This is a genomic window from Anabaena sp. CCY 9910 (assembly GCF_963920875.1).
GTDB lineage: Bacteria > Cyanobacteriota > Cyanobacteriia > Cyanobacteriales > Nostocaceae > Trichormus > Trichormus variabilis.
The window spans coordinates 1-18,451 of the sequence record NZ_CAWUDJ010000017.1 but is presented as its reverse complement, the minus strand read 5'-3'; the positions used below and the strand labels follow the sequence as shown (position 1 = coordinate 18,451).

Annotated in this window: 14 protein-coding genes; 4 read left to right on the top strand and 10 right to left on the bottom strand. The window is 41.2% G+C overall.

Annotation, left to right across the window (positions count from 1 at the left end):
• Window positions 1-41 precede the first annotated feature (41 nt).
• The 10 genes from ACM5QX_RS14430 to rppA form a co-directional block, all read right to left on the bottom strand.
• Complete coding sequence (locus ACM5QX_RS14430; protein WP_414754151.1) at window positions 42-1,856, bottom strand: ABC transporter ATP-binding protein; 1,815 nt, start codon at window positions 1,854-1,856, stop codon at window positions 42-44.
• A gap of 55 nt (window positions 1,857-1,911) precedes the next feature.
• A complete protein-coding gene (locus tag ACM5QX_RS14425; RefSeq protein ID WP_414754150.1) occupies window positions 1,912-3,003 on the bottom strand; it encodes a PepSY-associated TM helix domain-containing protein in 1,092 nt (363 codons plus the stop codon).
• 3 nt (window positions 3,004-3,006) lie between these two features.
• Window positions 3,007-3,957, bottom strand: a complete 951-nt coding sequence (locus ACM5QX_RS14420) for an ABC transporter ATP-binding protein (protein WP_414754149.1) — start codon at window positions 3,955-3,957, stop codon at window positions 3,007-3,009.
• A gap of 72 nt (window positions 3,958-4,029) precedes the next feature.
• Window positions 4,030-4,923 carry a hypothetical protein gene (locus ACM5QX_RS14415; protein WP_414754148.1) on the bottom strand — a complete coding sequence of 298 codons (894 nt, stop codon included), beginning with the start codon at window positions 4,921-4,923 and terminating at the stop codon, window positions 4,030-4,032.
• A gap of 112 nt (window positions 4,924-5,035) precedes the next feature.
• Window positions 5,036-7,444 (bottom strand): TonB-dependent receptor plug domain-containing protein, encoded by a 2,409-nt coding sequence (locus tag ACM5QX_RS14410; RefSeq protein ID WP_414754147.1) that lies wholly within the window; start codon window positions 7,442-7,444, stop codon window positions 5,036-5,038.
• A 354-nt stretch (window positions 7,445-7,798) separates the two neighbouring features.
• The gene (locus ACM5QX_RS14405; protein ID WP_414754146.1) at window positions 7,799-8,731 is read right to left on the bottom strand and encodes an FTR1 family iron permease; all 933 of its coding nucleotides are present in this window, start codon (window positions 8,729-8,731) and stop codon (window positions 7,799-7,801) included.
• Window positions 8,732-8,735: 4 nt separating this feature from the next.
• Complete coding sequence (locus ACM5QX_RS14400; protein ID WP_414754145.1) at window positions 8,736-9,092, bottom strand: hypothetical protein; 357 nt, start codon at window positions 9,090-9,092, stop codon at window positions 8,736-8,738.
• Window positions 9,093-9,181: 89 nt separating this feature from the next.
• Window positions 9,182-10,018: an Rpn family recombination-promoting nuclease/putative transposase gene (locus tag ACM5QX_RS14395; protein WP_414754144.1), complete on the bottom strand. Its 837-nt coding sequence runs from the start codon at window positions 10,016-10,018 to the stop codon at window positions 9,182-9,184.
• A gap of 30 nt (window positions 10,019-10,048) precedes the next feature.
• Window positions 10,049-11,350: a sensor histidine kinase gene (locus ACM5QX_RS14390; protein WP_414754143.1), complete on the bottom strand. Its 1,302-nt coding sequence runs from the start codon at window positions 11,348-11,350 to the stop codon at window positions 10,049-10,051.
• Between the two features lie 75 nt (window positions 11,351-11,425).
• Window positions 11,426-12,106: a two-component system response regulator RppA gene (rppA, locus tag ACM5QX_RS14385; RefSeq protein WP_414754142.1), complete on the bottom strand. Its 681-nt coding sequence runs from the start codon at window positions 12,104-12,106 to the stop codon at window positions 11,426-11,428.
• An 86-nt stretch (window positions 12,107-12,192) separates the two neighbouring features.
• On the opposite strand from rppA, the gene ACM5QX_RS14380 reads away from it, so the two are divergent.
• The 4 genes from ACM5QX_RS14380 to ACM5QX_RS14365 all read left to right on the top strand — a co-directional run bounded on the left by ACM5QX_RS14380 (window position 12,193) and on the right by ACM5QX_RS14365 (window position 18,036).
• On the top strand, window positions 12,193-12,594 hold the full coding sequence (locus ACM5QX_RS14380; protein WP_414754141.1) for a hypothetical protein: 402 nt from the start codon (window positions 12,193-12,195) through the stop codon (window positions 12,592-12,594).
• Between the two features lie 126 nt (window positions 12,595-12,720).
• The gene (locus ACM5QX_RS14375; RefSeq protein WP_414754140.1) at window positions 12,721-15,459 is read left to right on the top strand and encodes a cation-translocating P-type ATPase; all 2,739 of its coding nucleotides are present in this window, start codon (window positions 12,721-12,723) and stop codon (window positions 15,457-15,459) included.
• A 71-nt stretch (window positions 15,460-15,530) separates the two neighbouring features.
• Window positions 15,531-16,946 (top strand): aspartate ammonia-lyase, encoded by a 1,416-nt coding sequence (locus ACM5QX_RS14370; protein WP_414754139.1) that lies wholly within the window; start codon window positions 15,531-15,533, stop codon window positions 16,944-16,946.
• A 118-nt stretch (window positions 16,947-17,064) separates the two neighbouring features.
• A complete protein-coding gene (locus tag ACM5QX_RS14365) occupies window positions 17,065-18,036 on the top strand; it encodes a DUF362 domain-containing protein (protein WP_414754138.1) in 972 nt (323 codons plus the stop codon).
• Window positions 18,037-18,451 lie beyond the last annotated feature (415 nt).

The window sequence follows — 18,451 nt, the reverse complement described above, 5'->3', positions numbered from 1 at the left end:
TGACTACTTTTATCGTAAGCGATTGTTTGCTCATGATAGTTTTAACTTTGTTCTAAAAGTTGCAGTTTTTGGGGAAATTGAATAGCGTGTAAACAAGCATATCTACCAGCCTGAGCTAACAATTCTCTGTGTGTGCCTTTTTCTTGGATGCGACCTTGTTCTAAAACTACAATTAAGTCTGCATTTTGGATAGTTGAAAGTCGATGAGCAATCACCAAACAGGTGCGATTTTTGAGGAGTTCTTGCAGTGCTTGTTGAATGAGTTGTTCTGATTCTGTATCCAGAGCAGAAGTCGCTTCATCGAGTATAAGGAATCGGGGATTTTTAATCAAGGCTCTGGCGATCGCTAATCGTTGTCTTTGTCCTCCTGATAGCTTTACGCCACGTTCACCAATTAGGGTGTCATAACCTTTGGGTAAACTGATGATAAATTCGTGAGCATTAGCTACTTTGGCTGCTGCTTCAATTTCCGCATCTCTTACCCCTGGTTTACCGTAAGCAATATTATCTCTCACAGTACCGTGTAAAAGTAAAGTTTCCTGAGACACAATCCCCATCTGACTGCGTAGGGATTGTAAGGTGACATCACGGATATCTATACCATCTATGATAATTCTGCCTTGTTGGGGGTCATAAAAACGCGCGGCTAAGTTGGCTATTGTGCTTTTACCTGCACCGGAAGAACCCACCAGCGCCACAGTCATTCCCGGCTGCATATCTAAGCTAAAGTCATGAATTACCGGTTGACTAGAATTATAGGCAAAGTCAACGCCTTCCCAACGAATGTTACCTTGAATTTGGGGGAGGGCGATCGCCTCAGGTTTTTCTTTAACTTGCGGTTGAGTATCCAAGATTTCAAAGATTCGCTCTAGTGCGGTTGCACCTTTTTGGATGACGTGCATAACTTTACTAAACCGTTTCGCTGGTTGATTTAGGTGGTTTAAATACGCCAAAAACGCTGTTAAATCGCCTAAAGTCATACGTCCGCCAATGACTTCCCAAGCACCGTAGCTGAGAACAGTAATAAAACCCAGATTGTTCATAAAATCAATCACTGGCGCAAAACCAGACGACAAGCGCACAGCACGAATATTTGCAGTCATGTTTTGCCGATTATGTTCAGAAAATCTATCTATTTCATAACCTTCGTTAGCGCAAGCTTTGATTAATTTAATATTAGATAAAGTTTCTTGGAGATGATTGTTAATTTCTGCTCCTTGTTGTTGTACTTCTCGATAAGCCCCACGCATTTGTGTACCAAATAATTGCGTGAGATAAATCATGATAGGCAAGGTGATTAATATTAACAATGTAAGTTGCCAATCAGCATAAATAAGATAAGTGACAATGACAATAAAAGTAAATATTTCGGCAATTATTTCTGCTACATCTGTAGTGATTAATTTTTCCAAAGCATCAACATCTTTGGTTACTCTAGTCATCAATGTGCCTGTGCGTTGATTTTCAAAAAAGTTGAGGGAAAGTGTTTGCAGATGTTTATATAAATCATTTCTGATATCAAAAATAGTTTGCTGCCCAACTAAAGACATCATGTAACTACGGGCAAAATTTAGACTACCAATGAGTAAGGTGATGACAGCAATTCCTAATCCCAACCAAGGCAATAAATCTATTCTTCTTTCTGGTATAATCACATCAATTACATAGCGAGTGATTTGCGGAATAATCACTTGTAAAAAAGAAAGAAAAAATATTGTACTAGAACCTAAAATGAGTTGTAATTTATGCTGCCAAACATAATTAAAGAAGCGTTTATAGAGGGCGATCGCTGATAAATTTACTTGAAACTCTGATGGATCTTTTTGAGCAATCTGGCGGATGAAGTTGGCTTGCATGGTTTTTTTAAACACAGAGGTGCGCTGTAGACGCTTCGGCTTCCCGCAGGGTGGTTTACGCGGAGTGACGCTGAGGCTTGGTTTTATGGTTACGTCCCCACCAAATAACGAATCCGGTGATGGATAAGGCGGAGGAAGTTATACCAATTAGTATGTATAATCCCATTGTTCCTAATCCTCCATAGCTACCTTTATGTAGGACATCCATCCAGGATTTTAGTTGTTCTACCCTGGGGGTTTTATAGAAGTTTTCTACTCGTAATATTTCACCAGTGTATTGATTAAGAAATACAAAGCTTTTACCTTCTGGTATAATCTCGTGGGGTAATCGAAAACGTATCCTTATAGGTGCGGTTTCATCTTTCGGTATATGTAAAATAGTCGGTTGTCCGGCTGGTAGGTAATGTTTGGCTGTTTGTAAAAACTGATCTAGAGTTAATTGTGAATTATTAGTTGATAGTGTAGAAATGGGTGGAGCAATTTTTGTCTGTCCTGTCATCCCATAGGCTAAGTTTTTGATGGGTTTGTCAAACACCATTATGCTTCCACTAGTCGCAATGAACACGAGAAATATAGCCGATAATACCCCGACTACTTTGTGGATGTCATACTGAAGCATTCGCCATTTTGCTTGCCAACGTATCTTAAAACCGATAGAGAATTTTTTCCAGCCATTCCACAGCATTAACCCAGTAATACTTAATATCAATAGCAGCACACCACACAACCCAACGATAAAACCACCAATTTTACCGGCTAGTAGATGGGTATGTAGTTGATTGACAATGCGGATAATTGGGCGATCGCGCTTATATATTCCCAGCAATTTTCCTGTATAAGTATTGATATATATATCGCTTTTCCCTGTATAGAGAGATTTGATCAGCACATGGTAAGGATCATTGGCTGTCTGCGGAATTGTGATATGTTCTAGTTTTTGTTCTGGATATTGTTGATGAATTATCGCTGCTACCTGCTGAAGTGAAATCTGTTCCCCTTGGGGTACAACTTGATGGGTGTGAAGATGCAGGATGGGGTTGACTTCTTTATCAAACACTAAGATGCTACCAGTTAAACTGATAACAATGATGAAAACCCCGACAATGATACCAAGAAATCGGTGAACGATGACAGTCGGACGTTGCATAGACTATACCTCCTGTTCTATTTGATGACTAGATGGAAATGTAGGACGTAAAACCCGCAATAGTGCTGGATAAGATTCTCTGGCTTTGTTGTAAACCTTGACAATGTCTCCCAATGGTTTAGAAAGTAGATTCAAATTCCCCCAGAACAACACCAAATCCCCAGCTTGAATTTCTTTTGGTACTACTCCCACATGAAAAACAGAAGAGAGTAAAACTAATACCAAAAGTCCAAACCAAGTCAACAAATCCATCAAAATTTCCGTTCCCGATTTGAACATTTCTAATCGAATAGTGTGGCGAAAAAATGACTCTTGATGCTCAATTAACTCTAGTCTTTTAGCTTCTGTTGTGGAAGCAGCGATGTTTTCTTGAGCCGTGAGCATTTTTAGACTGGATTTTTGAATAAATTGACCAAAAATAAACCCAATTAAAACAGGTGGAATTACCGCAATTAACAAAGCTGGTAGCCATGCTGGGGCTAAAGTTAATTGCCAAATAATTACTGATATAGTTTGAGAAATAATTTTCCAAGAGTCCTTATGAATAATATCAAGTCCGGGTTTGGCACGGTTACAATGATAAAGAATATGAGAAATATCTTCTGCATCACGTTCTTTTGTACGGCGTTGTAAATAGGTGCGCTGTAAACAAATAATTAACCTAGTTTCAAAAATTTTATCAATGATTTTGTCACCTAATTTAATCAAACCCAAACCTAGTAATAAACCACCAAATACCACAATATAATTCATTAGAGACGAATTAATATCAATGTCACCTTTTTTAAAGTCGTCTACTACCTTCTTACCCATCCAAGCCAAACTAGGTTCTAAGGCTGCAACTACAATAGTAGAAATAATTGCTGCTATTAACCATTGAGGATAGGTAAGCAGCACTTTTAACATATCGAAAAATAAAGACCAACCTGGATTTGATTGTAATGATTGTTTCATATCTATCCCTATTGAGAGGATTTTTTGGTGAATATCCCCGGCTTCTTTAAGACGTGGGGTATTTATTTCTGACTATTGATAACTTGGTAATACTTGTCCATCAATATTCAGAGAAATCACCTCTACCACTTCTCCATTTGCAGTTTGTCTACCAACACCATCTGCTTTGATTTGACTCCCAATTTTAGCTAGTTGATCTAATTGTTTAGCTAAAGGTTTAGCCAGGTGCATTTGTGTACCAGATGTTAAAATTGCACCTCTGATTTTTCCTTTATCATCAACTAACCAATGCTGGACTACATCATCAATTTTGATCAGGCTTAAATCGGTTGGTTCTAGTCTTTTCTTACCTTTTGGTTTACCTTGCTTGATAACAACGGCCTGAGTATCTGTATTAGTAACGATACGTCCCTCTATTGCTTGTCCATAAACACTTTTAATTCCGAACTTCCCCACAACTTCTATAGCATCCCCTGGTTTGATAGCAGCTACTATCTGATCACTTATATGAGAGGGAAACTTGACTTGTTTATCATCATTGAGTAAGAGTCCATCTACTAATCCTTCTTTATTCAACAGATAACGTTCCACATTACCTAGATGTCTTTTTTCTTGTTCTCCAGGCAAAATACCTACAGGATGATCTGATTCGCTTTTGTTAGTAAATATTTGGTTATATCCCCATGCACCTAATATCAAAGTCACAGAGGTGACTGCACATCCTAGTAAAGACAGTTTTAATTTAGGATATTTTTTACTAATCTTAATTTTTCGAGTTTTTTGTTGTCTAATTTGAATTAATTCAACAGCTTGCTGAATAAATTCCGCCGGAATTTTAGCTTCTTCCCCAATCATTATTAGTTCTTGGAGAGAATATTCTTGCTGTTTTTGGGCATATAATTCAGCCGCTAATTGAAAAACCTCTGGGGCTAGTTCACGATTAATTCTGTGTTCTGGATTATTCATAACTCATCATTCATAATTTTTAGTTTGTAGCAAGTACTTTAATCCTTGTTTTCTAAGCAATAAAGTGCTTACTACCAAACATTTCCCCTAGTCTAAACATCAATACAGCAATCTAAAATTGCCATGACAAACTAATCCCATACAGTCTTTCTGCGGTTTCCCTCTCAATACGTGAATTTTCAAATATACCAGTAGAACTGAAAACGGTACGGTCTTTACTTCTCTCAGCCGCCAAAAGGTTTTTACCGAATAAACTCAGTTGCACATTATTAGTTAAACGAAACGCCATGTAAGCATCTAAACTGTTTTCGCCTGCTTGCTTAGTAACTTCAATTTTGCCGTCTTTGAGTTCGCGGTTTTCAAACCCAGGAAGAATGTTATATGTTAAACCAAAGTTCATCCCCCACTCTGGAATTACGTAGTCAAAACCTAAATTTGCTACATATGCAGGTTGTTCTTTAAAGCGGCGAATTTCTCCACTAATTCTGTCTTCAATTTCCGAACCAAGGAAAGAAACATTACCAAATAGGGTTAAGTTTGGTAAGCCAAGAAAAGGTGTACGTGTTTGTAAATCTAGCCTCAAGCCATAGATTTTCCCATCGCCTACATTTCTGGGTAATTGTTCATAACGATTATTTTCAGAATTGAAATTTATCTCATTTTCGATTTTGTCATCCACCCACCGATAAAAAGCATTTAAACCAAATGCACCAGTATTATTTCCCCAAGATTGTTCAATTCCTGTTTCTAAACCAAGGGAAGTTTCTGGGATTAAATTAGGATTACCAACTGTATCTGGTTGAAGTAAAGTACCATTTTTTGATTCACGGAAGGGGATGAGATCATCAAATTTAGGACGACGAATTGTCCGCGCGGCGCTGAGACGAAAAACTGTGGTGGGAAAAACTCGATATTTGTAATGGAGTGAGGGGTTAAATATCGTCCCTGATTGTCCAATGGTACTACTGTCCCCGGCGGTAGCTTTGTTATCTACCATCTCCATTCGCAATCCTGCTGTGAGAGTATGCTTTTCACCTAGACGAATTTCATCTTGGATATAGACGTTTAGCTGATTTTCCTCAATGCTATAAACATCTTTGGGTGCGGTTCTTTCCACCGCAGCAGTCAAGGTGGGGGCTGTTTGTTGTTCGCTCGTGATTTTCTTTTTCTCGCGATCGCGCAGACTCCCCTCTAGCCCTACAATAAATTTGTGGTTCTCCCAAGGTTGGAAGTTAAAGCTTAAGGTTCCGAGTAACTCTTCGTCTGTCTTTGTCTCTGCTTCCCGCTTGATGCTGGAGACATTTCTCACCCTATCTAAAGGACTACCGTTAGTATTACGAAAGGTATTTGTAGTAGTGTCAATAATTTCTACCTTCTCTTTGGTTTCATCGGTACTTTGAAATAACAAACCCAATTTCATGTCAGCAGTCGCGCTTAACTGACGTTCCCAACTACCACCTAAACGCCACCCTGTAATCGTCTTATCTTCATCAAGCTTGACGGTTTGCTGTTGTAGTTCTTGGACTCTACCACTAGGGGAAAAGAACCTCTGATTATTAACGTTACGGGTTGCGTCTTTCTCTTCCTCGGTTCGCAAAAATAGAGGATCAAAACTGATGGTATCTTTGGGGGAAACCTGCCAAACAAAACGCGGTGCTATGCTAATATCCAAAAGACTTTTATCTTCATTTTCCTGTTCTGTTTGGGTGGGGCGATTTTGCAAATCTAAGGTTTGCTTGAATTTATCCTTTGGCGCTTCCCGTTGTTGAACTCCCGCACTGATTAAGTAACTGAAATCTCCTTGTTTATCGCCGTAAAGTAAGCTGATACCACCAAAAGGCCCCGCACTTTCCGAGGTTGTTCCGGTGATAGTGAGGTCAGATATTCGCCTATCTGGGGCTTTTTTGAGAATAATATTTACAGTCCCCGCTACACCCTGAGAATTTTGGGTGGCGGTGGGGTTACTAATAATCTCAATTCTTTCTACTAAACTGACGGGAATCCGGTCTACTTTAAACTCGCGGTTTTCACCACCATCGGGGAAACGCTGACCATTAATTAAAATTTGTGTATATTCTTTAGGTAATCCCAACAGTCGCACGTCTTTATCTTCCCCAGGAGGGCCTCCCAACACTACACCCGGTTGACGACGTAGTACTTCACCGATGGTTCTATAGTTAAACCGTTGAATTTCCTGCTGATCTAGAATAATTACCCCGGTGGGTGAATTTTGCCGTTCTTCGATAAAGTTCACTAGTGGTGTACCTATCACATCCAGTTCAATATCTGCGTCTTCGCTGGCTTCTGGTGTATCTGTTGATGCGTCTTGAGTTAACAACTGGGCGCTATTTTGAGGAATTTGTATGTCACTGAGGTTGGGAATCTGACTCGTTATTTTGGGATCAGGGTTTACTTGTTCTGGTTCATTCGCCGATGCGAAACGCCCACCTCCGGCGATCGCCATAGACATACAAAAGGTGATCAACAATTGTCTGTTGAAAAAAATCAAATTGCTTTGCATACTAGAAGATGAAATCAATAAATTTTCGGGCAAGTTGCAGCTTGCCTTTTTTTCTGACAAATTATGTCAAGAAAATCATTAACTTCCCAATTAATTCTTAGATGTATCACCAAATTTATAGCTATAAAAAAAAGACTATGCAGCACAAATTGACTAGCAACAAATCTAGTAATTCGTGATGTTAATTGGCGTATACAGACGCAGTTAATTGAGAGTTATTGGCGATAAATTTATCATGATTCGTCTCTAGAATGCAACTCTTTGTGTCTTCGTGTCTTTATATTTAAAAAGAGTTTTTACCACAGAGGCACAGAAGCACAGAGAAGAGAATATCTAGTTTTAATTAATAAAAAATCAAGAATTTGTGGCAGGTTTTGTTGTTGCTTGGATTTGTGTAGGTTGATTCAGGCTACGGAAGTATAAGTTACCTACTATGACGCAAAACAGCAGATAAGCGATCGCCTGTACGAGATACAGTTTTTGGGTGTAGCCAAATAGGGTTTTGAGCAAAATTCCCGGAAACTGTCTATCAGGTAAGATTCCTGATAAATTCCAAACGATGGGGCCAAGAAGACAAGAGGTGTTTTCTAGTCCGCAAGTATTAGATATTGAGGGATTGATTTGGTTAAAAGCGATCGCCGCCGCATCCAGATGGCGCAAAGCAGAAATTACTAACCCAGAAACAATCAGCAGCAGCAATACACCCATTGCTTGAAAAAATTGCCGTAAATTAATTTTGATGCTCCATTTAAATAGGAGCATCCCAATTAACACCGCCATACCTAGTCCTGCGATCGCACCGAGTACAGGTGTCCAACCGTCTTGGAATTTAGCGACGATAAACACAGCCGTTTCCAACCCTTCCCGAAACACAGCAATAAAAATCAGGCTAAAAATTGCCCAGGAAGCTTTGTTGTCTTCACCTAAAGCACTTTTTACAGAGCCTTCGATTTCTGCTTTGAGAAACCGCGCTTGTTTAGTCATCCAGATCAGCATCCAACTGAGCATAGCGATCGCAATTACACCCAATCCCACCTCAAACAATTGCTTAAAAACAGGTGCATAGATATACTCTGATGTTTGCAATCCTTGGATACCTAAATTTAGTAATAAACCAACCACAAAACTAGCTATGGTAGCAGTAAAAATTCCTAAATATACCCAACGATGCAGTTTTTGTTGTTCAGCTTGTTGCAAACAGGCGAAGACAATACCCACAACTAAAGCAGCTTCTACACCTTCTCTTAAGGTAATGAAGAAAGTTGGTAACGCAGCACTCCAATCCATATTCCTAAATACTTTCAGTAGGTGATACTTCTACGGTTTTAACAGCCGCAGATTCTTCATCTTTAACAGATTTTTCTTGGTGTGAGGGATGCTTTGATTTTTTAGATTTATGTCCGTGTGCTTCTTCAGGTTTAGCAGCTATCTTTTCTTTGGCGATGGGTTGGGAATCTGCTACTGTTTCAGCCTTGCTTGGAGTCGATTCGTCTTTGCTGTCGTGATGTTTTGACTTTTCAGGCTTATGCTTGTGGCCTTTTCCCTTTTTGGCTTCAGTCTCTGGAGGTTTCGCCAAAGCTGCGGCTGGTAATAGGAGTGTAGCAGCGATCGCCGTTACAGTATTAACTAGAAAAACTCTTCGTAACATAGGGTCTTGTGGCTCAGTGTTGTGAATACGAAGAGTTTGACAGATAAACATAACAGAAAAATAACAAGAGAATTTTCCCTTACTTTTCCTCAACTTCTGTCTAACCAAGCCTGTAAATCAGCCAAACTGGTAAAATCTAACAATGCTTCGCTCAAATCTTCCAGAACAGGTAAAGGTAAATCAGCTATTGAGGAGCGTATTTCCCCAGAAATTTCTCCAAAGCGCTTAGTTAGCAGTCGAATAACGAGATTAACTGTTGCTTCCTCACGCCCTTCTTCCTTAATTTCTCGATAAACTCTCGTTTCTTTGAGTGTTATTCCCAACATAGACTCAACCTCCATTCTGCTTAATTGTTCAAACTTGTACACCATAATTGTTGTAATCATTTCTATTATGGCGCGACTCCCTTGCTCGTTTACTTCTTCACGAGTTCTTGTCAACAAGTCTCTGGCTGCTTCTGCTGCTTGATTTTCCTCTAAAGTAGTGAGTACCATCAATGCTATCCATACGGGTAATTGATGAATATCTCCCAATTCATCCAAATACACTCGATGGACTTGTTCGCCATTCAGTAATGAACGATGGGGATGAATATCATTTTGTTCAATACTACGAGATGGGTAAATTATTACTGCTTGCCAATCACTAAACCTGCCTCGATTACGATAGAAATATAATGAAGACTCTGCAAATACTCTTTCGTAAAGTTGTTCATCTTTCTGAAACTGCACCTCACAAAAATATACAATTCCAGCACCCTCATTTTCTGGTGGGAGAAACACTCCATCAATTTCAAATTTAGGTTCTTTTACAGCTACCGAGTCAAATCGATAAGCATCTGCATTGCTTGGAGGTGTTGCTAGTAATTGAAACAATAGAGTAGGAAATTGTTGAAACAGTTTGTAAAAGATAGAATCTCTACGCATGAAAAATTATAGGAAATTTTGGTGCTAACCTCAGCCGATTTTGACATAAAACAGTTCGATTTGAAAGCGAGAGCCTTGACCGAAGGTACTGCTAACTGTAATTTTACCTTTGTGGGCTTGGATAATTTGTTGTGCGATCGCTAAACCTAAACCACAACCATTGTGCGTTCTGTGAACATCACTACGATAGAATTGCTCAAAAATATAAGGTATATCTGCGGCAGGAATACCTGTACCGTTATCGGCGATTTGAATATTTACATGGCGCGAATCTTGAATTAGTCTTAACTCCACAGTGCCACCAGCAGGAGTATATTTAATAGCATTGCTTAATAAATTCAATATTGCCTGACATAATAAATCTGGTTCTGCTAATATCTTGATACCTGTTTGCGGCAGATTTATTTTCAATGTTAATTCCTTATCTTCACAATAAATAGCTTGCTCTTGAGCGATATCTCCTAGTAATTCTACGAGGTCGATTTGTTTCAATATTTGCGGATTTATTTCCCCTTCATGACGCGCCAAAAACAATAAATCACTAACAAGATTGCTGATGGTTTTAGTAGTTTTAATAATCGTTTGTAAACGAGAACGAGCTTCAGTTTCAGGCTCTAATAACGACATTAAACCTAATTGGGCGTGACTTAATACCTTAGCCAGGGGGTTTCTCAGTTCATGGGAAGCATAGGAGGTAAAACGATTGAGTCGTTCATAGGATTCATAAATAGGCTGCATCGCCAAACCACCTAAAAACCAGCCTGTCATCCCAATAGCAGCTATTCCTAAGGGTACGCCAACAGCTAATAACAAACAAAGTTGCGTCAGCGTTTCTTGCACAGGGGTCAGGGGAGAAGCTATTTGCAGATATCCCAGCAAGATTCCATCTTGTAGTACTGGTAGAGTGACTTGGCGTAACCATACCTGGGATTCTGAGGCTGATTCTGTACGCGATAACCGTAATGTGGCAAATCCTGGGGAAATCTTGACAGATGGTGGCGGTTGTTCTTTCACAAAAAGTAATAACTTACCTGCTGGAGAGTACCAGCGAGCGTAAGCAATTTCACTTTCTAATCTTTCTATATATAAAGTATTACTGCCCAACAAAGGAACATCATCTAGCTTGACTCGCCATTGACCTTGTTGTAGACGATAGCGGATTCCCGCAGCCATCACACGGCTTTTGCTGTAGAGTTCCTCATCGAAGGCTTTTTGGCGGTCTTGAACAACACCAACATAGATCCCACAGGCAAAAATCACCAGAATACTCCCCATTGAGAGAGTAAACCAACGTGCTAAGTTGCGACGACTGCGGCGAAATATATTAGTCATTGGTCATTAGTTTTTCGTTCCTCGACTCAGTCCCCATTCCCCAGTATTTATTAGTAAAAAATGGCAATAAATAGATTAATTTACATCAGGTTTGATGAGACGGTAGCCCAAACCATAGACGGTTTCAATCCACTGATCAGACCCTAGCGGTTGGAGGCGTTGTCTTAGTCGTCGAATCTGCACGGTGATGGCATTAGTTCCTAGTTCTGCGTCCCATGTCCACAAGGCTTGCTCTAATTTGTCACGGCTGATAACTTGGTGAGGATGACGCAAAAAGTATTCTAGCAATTGACGCTCACGCACAGAAAGTTGTACTTGTTGCTGGTGTCGCTGTGCTGTGTGGGTGTCTAAGTTGAGTTGTAAGTCAGCAAACTTTAATATTTGGTCTTGCCAAACAGGCGATCGCCTTCCTAAAGCACGCACTCTTGCTAGTAACTCTAGCATATCGACAGGTTTAACAAGATAGTCATCCGCTCCCGCATCTAGTCCCTTGATTTTATCTGCAATACTGTCTTTAGCCGTAAGCATGAGAACGGGAGCAGTTTTACCTATTTGCCGATAATTTTGGCACAAATTAATGCCACTTCCTGTAGGTAATATCCAATCGAGTATGAGTAAATCGTAATCTTTTTCAGCTAGCAAATCCGTGGCTAGTTCACAGCTATTAACCCCATCAACAATATGCCCTGCTCTTGAAAGCACTGTATTTAAAGGTTCTAAGATTTCTGGATCATCCTCGACCACCAATATTTTCATAACAACGCTTAACAGCTTACATACAAGAATGAGAACATTTTCTTATAATAATACTAATTATTCTCAATAAATATAGTTAATTTTCTATGCGTAACCGTAATCCGCTTCTTGGTATGTGGCGCTTGCTTTTGTCCTTGGGATTAGAATTTTGGCTACCATTACCGATCATCGGCGCAAGTATCTGGTTGGGAGGCAAGACTATTGCCAACCAGATGTTAAGTTACGAGTATGATACTAAATCTTATTTGGAAGCAAATAACCAAATTAAAGTTCAGTTCTCTGTTGCTGTGTTAGCCATTAAAGCAGAAATTAAGCAGCAAGGAGGATTTACGAAGGTTAGTATTAAAACAGCAGACTCAGCCATCAAAAATTTAGAACTTGAACTACCTACAACAGATATTGCTACCATAGAGGCGGGAATCAGTGAAGAATTGGGTTTAGATTTAACTACAATTAAGCGTATCACTCGTTACCAGTTTGCTGAGTAATTCAAAGTGGACTGCTTTAGTCACTTTTCCATCACATTTATTCTTCATAATTGTCATGATTAGCCCAAGACCAGACAGCTAATGCTCTACGTTTAGCCTGCCTATGGGAAATATTGAGGCAACAAAATGACAGCAAAAGTTAAAGAAATTATCCAGTCACATCAATGGCACAATTTATCTGCATCAAAAGTGGCTCAATATTTAGATGCAAATCTAGACACAGGTTTGACATCAAATCAGGTGTCAAAACGGCAGGAAAGCTTTGGTGCGAATGAACTCAAGGGTAAAAAGGGAACCAGTCCCATAGTCAGATTTCTGCTGCAATTTAATCAGCCGTTGCTGTACATTTTGCTGATTGCGGGTGTAATCAAAGCTTTAATTGGGCAGTGGGTGAATGCTTGGGTGATTTGGGGTGTCACCTTAATTAATGCCATTATTGGTTTTGTGCAAGAATCGAAAGCTGAAAGCGCGATCGCAGCTTTAGCTTCTTCAGTCCAAACTAATGCAACTATCTTTCGCAACGGTCAAAAGGTACAAGTTCCTTCACAAGAGTTAGTCCCAGGGGATTTAGTACTACTGACTTCTGGTGATAAAGTACCCGCCGATTTGCGTCTGATTCAGTCCCGCAATCTCCAAGTGAATGAATCTGCCCTTACGGGTGAGTCAGTTGCTATTGAGAAAAATACCGAACCTGTGGACGCGGATGCAGTTTTAGCAGAACGCAGCAACATGGCTTATGCTGGCAGTTTTGTGACCTTTGGCACTGGTAAGGGGATTGTTGTAGCCATTGGGGAAGCTACGGAAACCGGGCGGATATCCCAACTGATGGAACAGGGTACAAGCCTCAAGACTCCCCTAACGCGAAAATTTGATAAATTTAGCCGCACATTACTATACATAATTCTGGGCATCGCTGCCCTAACCTTTGCCGTTGGACTGGGATACGGTAATTCCTGGGCAGGTATGTTTGAAGCGGCGGTGGCTTTTGCTGTTAGTGCCATTCCTGAAGGATTACCTGCTGTAGTGACGGTAACATTGGCAATAGGTGTTTCCCGGATGGCGAAGCGACACGCGATCGTCCGGAAATTACCAGCCGTGGAAACCCTCGGCGGTGCTACAGTTATCTGCTCGGATAAAACAGGTACACTCACCGAAAACCAGATGACTGTACAGGCGATTTATGCAGGTGGTGAATACTACACAGTTACAGGGACAGGTTATATTCCCGGAGGTGAAATCTTATTAGATGAACAGCCAGTAGATTGGCGTAGTTCTCCCGTATTGGCAGAATGTCTGCAAGCCGGATTGTTATGTAATGATTCCCACTTAGAGCAGAAGGAAGGAGAATGGCAAGTCATCGGCGATCCTACTGAAGGAGCGTTGATAGTTGTGGCAAATAAAGTGGGGCTGACTAGTAATAACTTAGAATCAGAAATGCCCAGGCTAGATGTTATCCCCTTTGAGTCTGAGTTTCAGTACATGGCAACTTTGCATGAAGGGGGGAGTGGAGGAAATTCTACGAAAGTCAGGACTATATATGTAAAGGGTTCCGTTGAGGCAATTGTGCAACGTTGTCAGCAGATGTTAGACGCTGGGGGTAATCTTGTTTCCGTGGATGCCCAGACTCTACATCAAGAAGTTGAAGCAATGGCTCATCAGGGTTTGCGGGTGTTGGCGTTTGCACGGAAATCGGTATCTGTTAGTCAAGATTCCCTAGATCATGCAGATATCGACAAGGATTTGGTTTTCTTGGGATTGCAAGGAATGATCGATCCCCCAAGAGCAGAAGCGATCGCCGCCGTAGCTGCTTGTCAGAATGCGGGGATTCAAGTAAAAATGATTACAGGCGACCATGCTGCCACTGCACAAGCGATCGCTCAACGGATGGGCTTTAATCAAAATGGGGAAGTCCTCGCCTTTACTGGCGCGCAACTAGCCCAAATGTCACAAACACAACTGGCTACTGCTATAGAAGATGGGGCTGTATTTGCCCGTGTTGCCCCAGAACAGAAACTCCGCCTTGTAGAAGCCTTGCAGTCAAAGGGCGAGGTTGTAGCGATGACGGGAGATGGTGTGAACGATGCACCAGCCTTGAGACAAGCCGATATTGGCATTGCAATGGGGGGTGCAGGTACAGAGGTAGCCAAAGAAGCCGCCGACATGATTTTGACTGATGATAACTTTGCTTCCATAGAAGCGGCAGTGCAGGAAGGACGGACTGTTTACCGCAATTTATTAAAAGCGATCGCCTTCATCTTACCTGTGAATGGCGGCGAATCCATGACGATTCTCATCAGTGTATTACTCGCCAGAGAATTACCAATTTTATCCTTACAAGTCCTCTGGTTAAATATGGTTAATTCCATCGCTATGACTGTACCCTTAGCCTTTGAACCAAAGTCCCCACGAGTAATGCAATTACCACCCCGTAGCCCTCGTGAGCCATTACTCTCCAAAAGTTTAGTCAAGCGCATCTTTACAATTTCTATCTTTAACTGGATATTAATTTTTGGTGTATTTGAATGGATTAAACAATCTACAGGCAATATAGATTTAGCCAGAACAATGGCAATTCAGGCTTTAGTATCTGGAAGAATTTTTTATCTTTTAAGTATTAGTCAATTAGGAATTGCTGCTATTAACTTCCTGCGGGGAGTTAGGCAGAAACTTAGCGATATATCAGCCATAGCTATCGGCATTGTAACTACAATAATTTTGCAGATAATTTTCAGTCAATGGAACTTGATGAATCAGTTGTTTGCTACTGCTCCATTGAACTTAACTCAATGGTTAACTTGCCTACTTGTTGGTTTACCCATGATTCCCGTAGCACTCATCGTCAATAAGTTCGACCCCCTGGACTGAATCGTTGGCAAATAGCTTTTTAGTCTGTTTGCATGGCATGATCTGTATTTTGAGATTATCTCCACAATCAGATGACTACAAATACAGATTTTCGTATTGAACGCGATTCGATGGGCGATCGCCAAATTGCTAGTGATGTTTATTACGGTATTCAAACTCTCCGAGCCATTGAAAATTTCCCCATTAGCGGTCTTAAGCCCTTACCTACTTACGTAGATGCTGGTCTTCTAATTAAAAAAGCTACAGCAATTGTCAATGGAGAACTAGGCTGTATTCCCCAAGATATTAGCCAAGCGATTGTGCAAGCAACCGATGAAATTCTGGCAGGGAAGTTAAGGGATCAGTTTGTCGTGGATGTCTACCAAGCTGGTGCAGGGACATCCCACCACATGAACATTAACGAAGTCCTAGCAAATCGGGCTTTGGAAATTTTGGGTGCAGAAAAAGGTAATTACAAACGAGTTAGCCCTAATGATCATGTGAACTATGGGCAGTCTACCAACGATGTCATTCCTACTGCAATTCGCATCGGCGGCTTATTGGCACTGACCAAAACATTACAGCCAGCATTAGAAAAAGCGATCGCCGCCTTAGAAAACAAAGCTGTAGAATTTCAAGATATCGTCAAATCCGGCAGAACCCATTTACAAGATGCCGTTCCCGTGCGGTTGGGTGATAATTTCGCCGCTTGGGCGCACATCCTCTCAGAACACCAAAACCGCATTTACACCGCCTCTGGAGACTTGATGGTACTTGGTTTAGGTGGTAGTGCGGCGGGAACAGGCTTAAACACCCATCCCCAATACCGCGCCCGTGTGGTGGAAGTACTGGCAGAATTACTAAACTTACCACTACAACCCGCCCCCCATCTCATGGCTGCCATGCAGAGTATGTCCCCATTTGTGAACGTTTCCGGGGCAATCCGCAACCTAGCCCAAGACTTAGCGAAAATCTCTCACGACTTGCGGCTGATGGACTCCGGGCCAAAAACTGGTTTAAAAGAAATTCAACTACCACCCGTACAACCCGGTTCCTCAATCATGCCAGGCAAATATAACCCCGTCATGGCAGAGATGACATCGATGGTGTGTTTCCAGGTGATGGGTTACGATCAGGCGATCGCTCTTGCAGCCCAAGCTGGACAATTAGAATTAAACGTGATGATGCCGTTGATTGCCTATGATTTAATTCACAGCATTGAAATTCTTGGGTCAACCATCGCCGCCCTCACAGAACGCTGTATTCAAGGAATTACCGCTAACAAAGAACGGTGTTTAGCTTACGCCGAAGGCAGTTTAGCTTTAGTTACCGCCCTCAACACTCATATTGGTTATTTAAATGCCGCAGATGTCGCCAAAGAATCTTTAAACACAGGAAAATCTCTACGGCAGATTGTGTTAGAAAAAGGACTGATGAGCGAGGCAGAGTTAGCCACCGTGTTAAATCTAGAAGAAATGAGTAGTATATTGCCACTCCAGGCAGAGTAATTTAGGGACTGGGGATTGGGGATTGGGCGAAAATCTTGCAGTAAGTCTCCCCCTTCCCCTTCTTCCCCTGCCCCTCTACCTCCCCAGCCTCTTCTCCTAACTACCTACAAAATCATCCATGCACAACCAAAACCCATCTGTCAGCCTGATCCGGGCTACTTCTTACGAACGAGACGCTTTAAAAGAATCTCTCATTACCTTGCTAGAACCTTTTGGGGGGATGGCTACTTTTGTTAAACCAGGACAACGGGTTTTACTCAAACCTAATTTACTCACGGGTGCGCGTCCCACTAAAGAATGTACCACCCGTGCCGAGCTGGTTTATGCAGTTGCCCAAATGGTAATCGCCGCAGGTGGAAAACCATTTTTGGGGGATAGTCCAGCATTTGGTAGTGCTAAAGGTGTAGCGATCGCCAACGGTTATCAGCCACTTATCCAAGAACTCAATCTGCCAATCATCGATTTTCATGGCAAACGTTACGAAACTGTTAGTGAAAACTTTAATCACTTGCTGCTGAGTAAAGAAGTTATGGAAGCAGATGTGGTGATTAACTTACCAAAAGTCAAATCCCATGCCCAATTAACTGTAACTTTGGGCGTAAAAAACCTCTTTGGTTGCGTTCCTGGCAAGATGAAAGCGTGGTGGCATATGGAAGCTGGGAAGGATGCTGACCGATTCGGGGAAATGCTGGTAGAAACCGCCAGGGCAATTAACCCAGATTTAACTATTTTAGACGGCATTATCGGTCATGAAGGTAATGGTCCCAGTGGCGGCGAACCTCGTGCCTTGGGTATCTTGGCAGCCGCATCAGATATATTTGCCCTAGATAGAGCAATGGTAGAAATTCTCAACGTTCCACCCCATCAAGTGCCTACCGTTGCCGCATCCCAAAGGCTAGGGGTTTGCCCAGAACTTGCTGATGTTGAGTTTCCCAACTTACATCCTGATTTATTAAAAGTTTATGATTGGCAACTTCCCGATAAGTTGATGCCCATTGATTTTGCTATGCCCCGTGTTATTAAGTCCACTTTTAAACACTTCTATATCCGCTTTATCAAAGAACCCATGAGCGCCTACGGTAGACAGTAACCAAAAAAACCGCCACTAGATTAGGGCGGTCTGGTTAAGCAATCGGAGGGTAATCTCTAGCCTATTGTGCTAATCAAGATGTTGCTGTAGCAGGATTTGCAGTTGTATTTGCTCAAAGGCTCAAGTTAATCATTTTTAGGCTGTTCAGTCCAATAAGGTGCGTCAGTGCGATAGAACCCGCAATTATTCACACTGACGCACTTCTCTAAACTTGGAACCGAGCGATCGCTAGTAACTTATCCCCTTAAATAATTAAAACTAATAAAGTATATATATTTTACTGATATTAATTAATCACCCAATTTTTGTAAAGCAGTGTAAAGTATTGTTACAGGCAAAAAACACCTGCCTGATTCATACAACCAACGTAATCATAAAGACATGACCGCAACCTTACAACAGCGCAAAAGCGCCA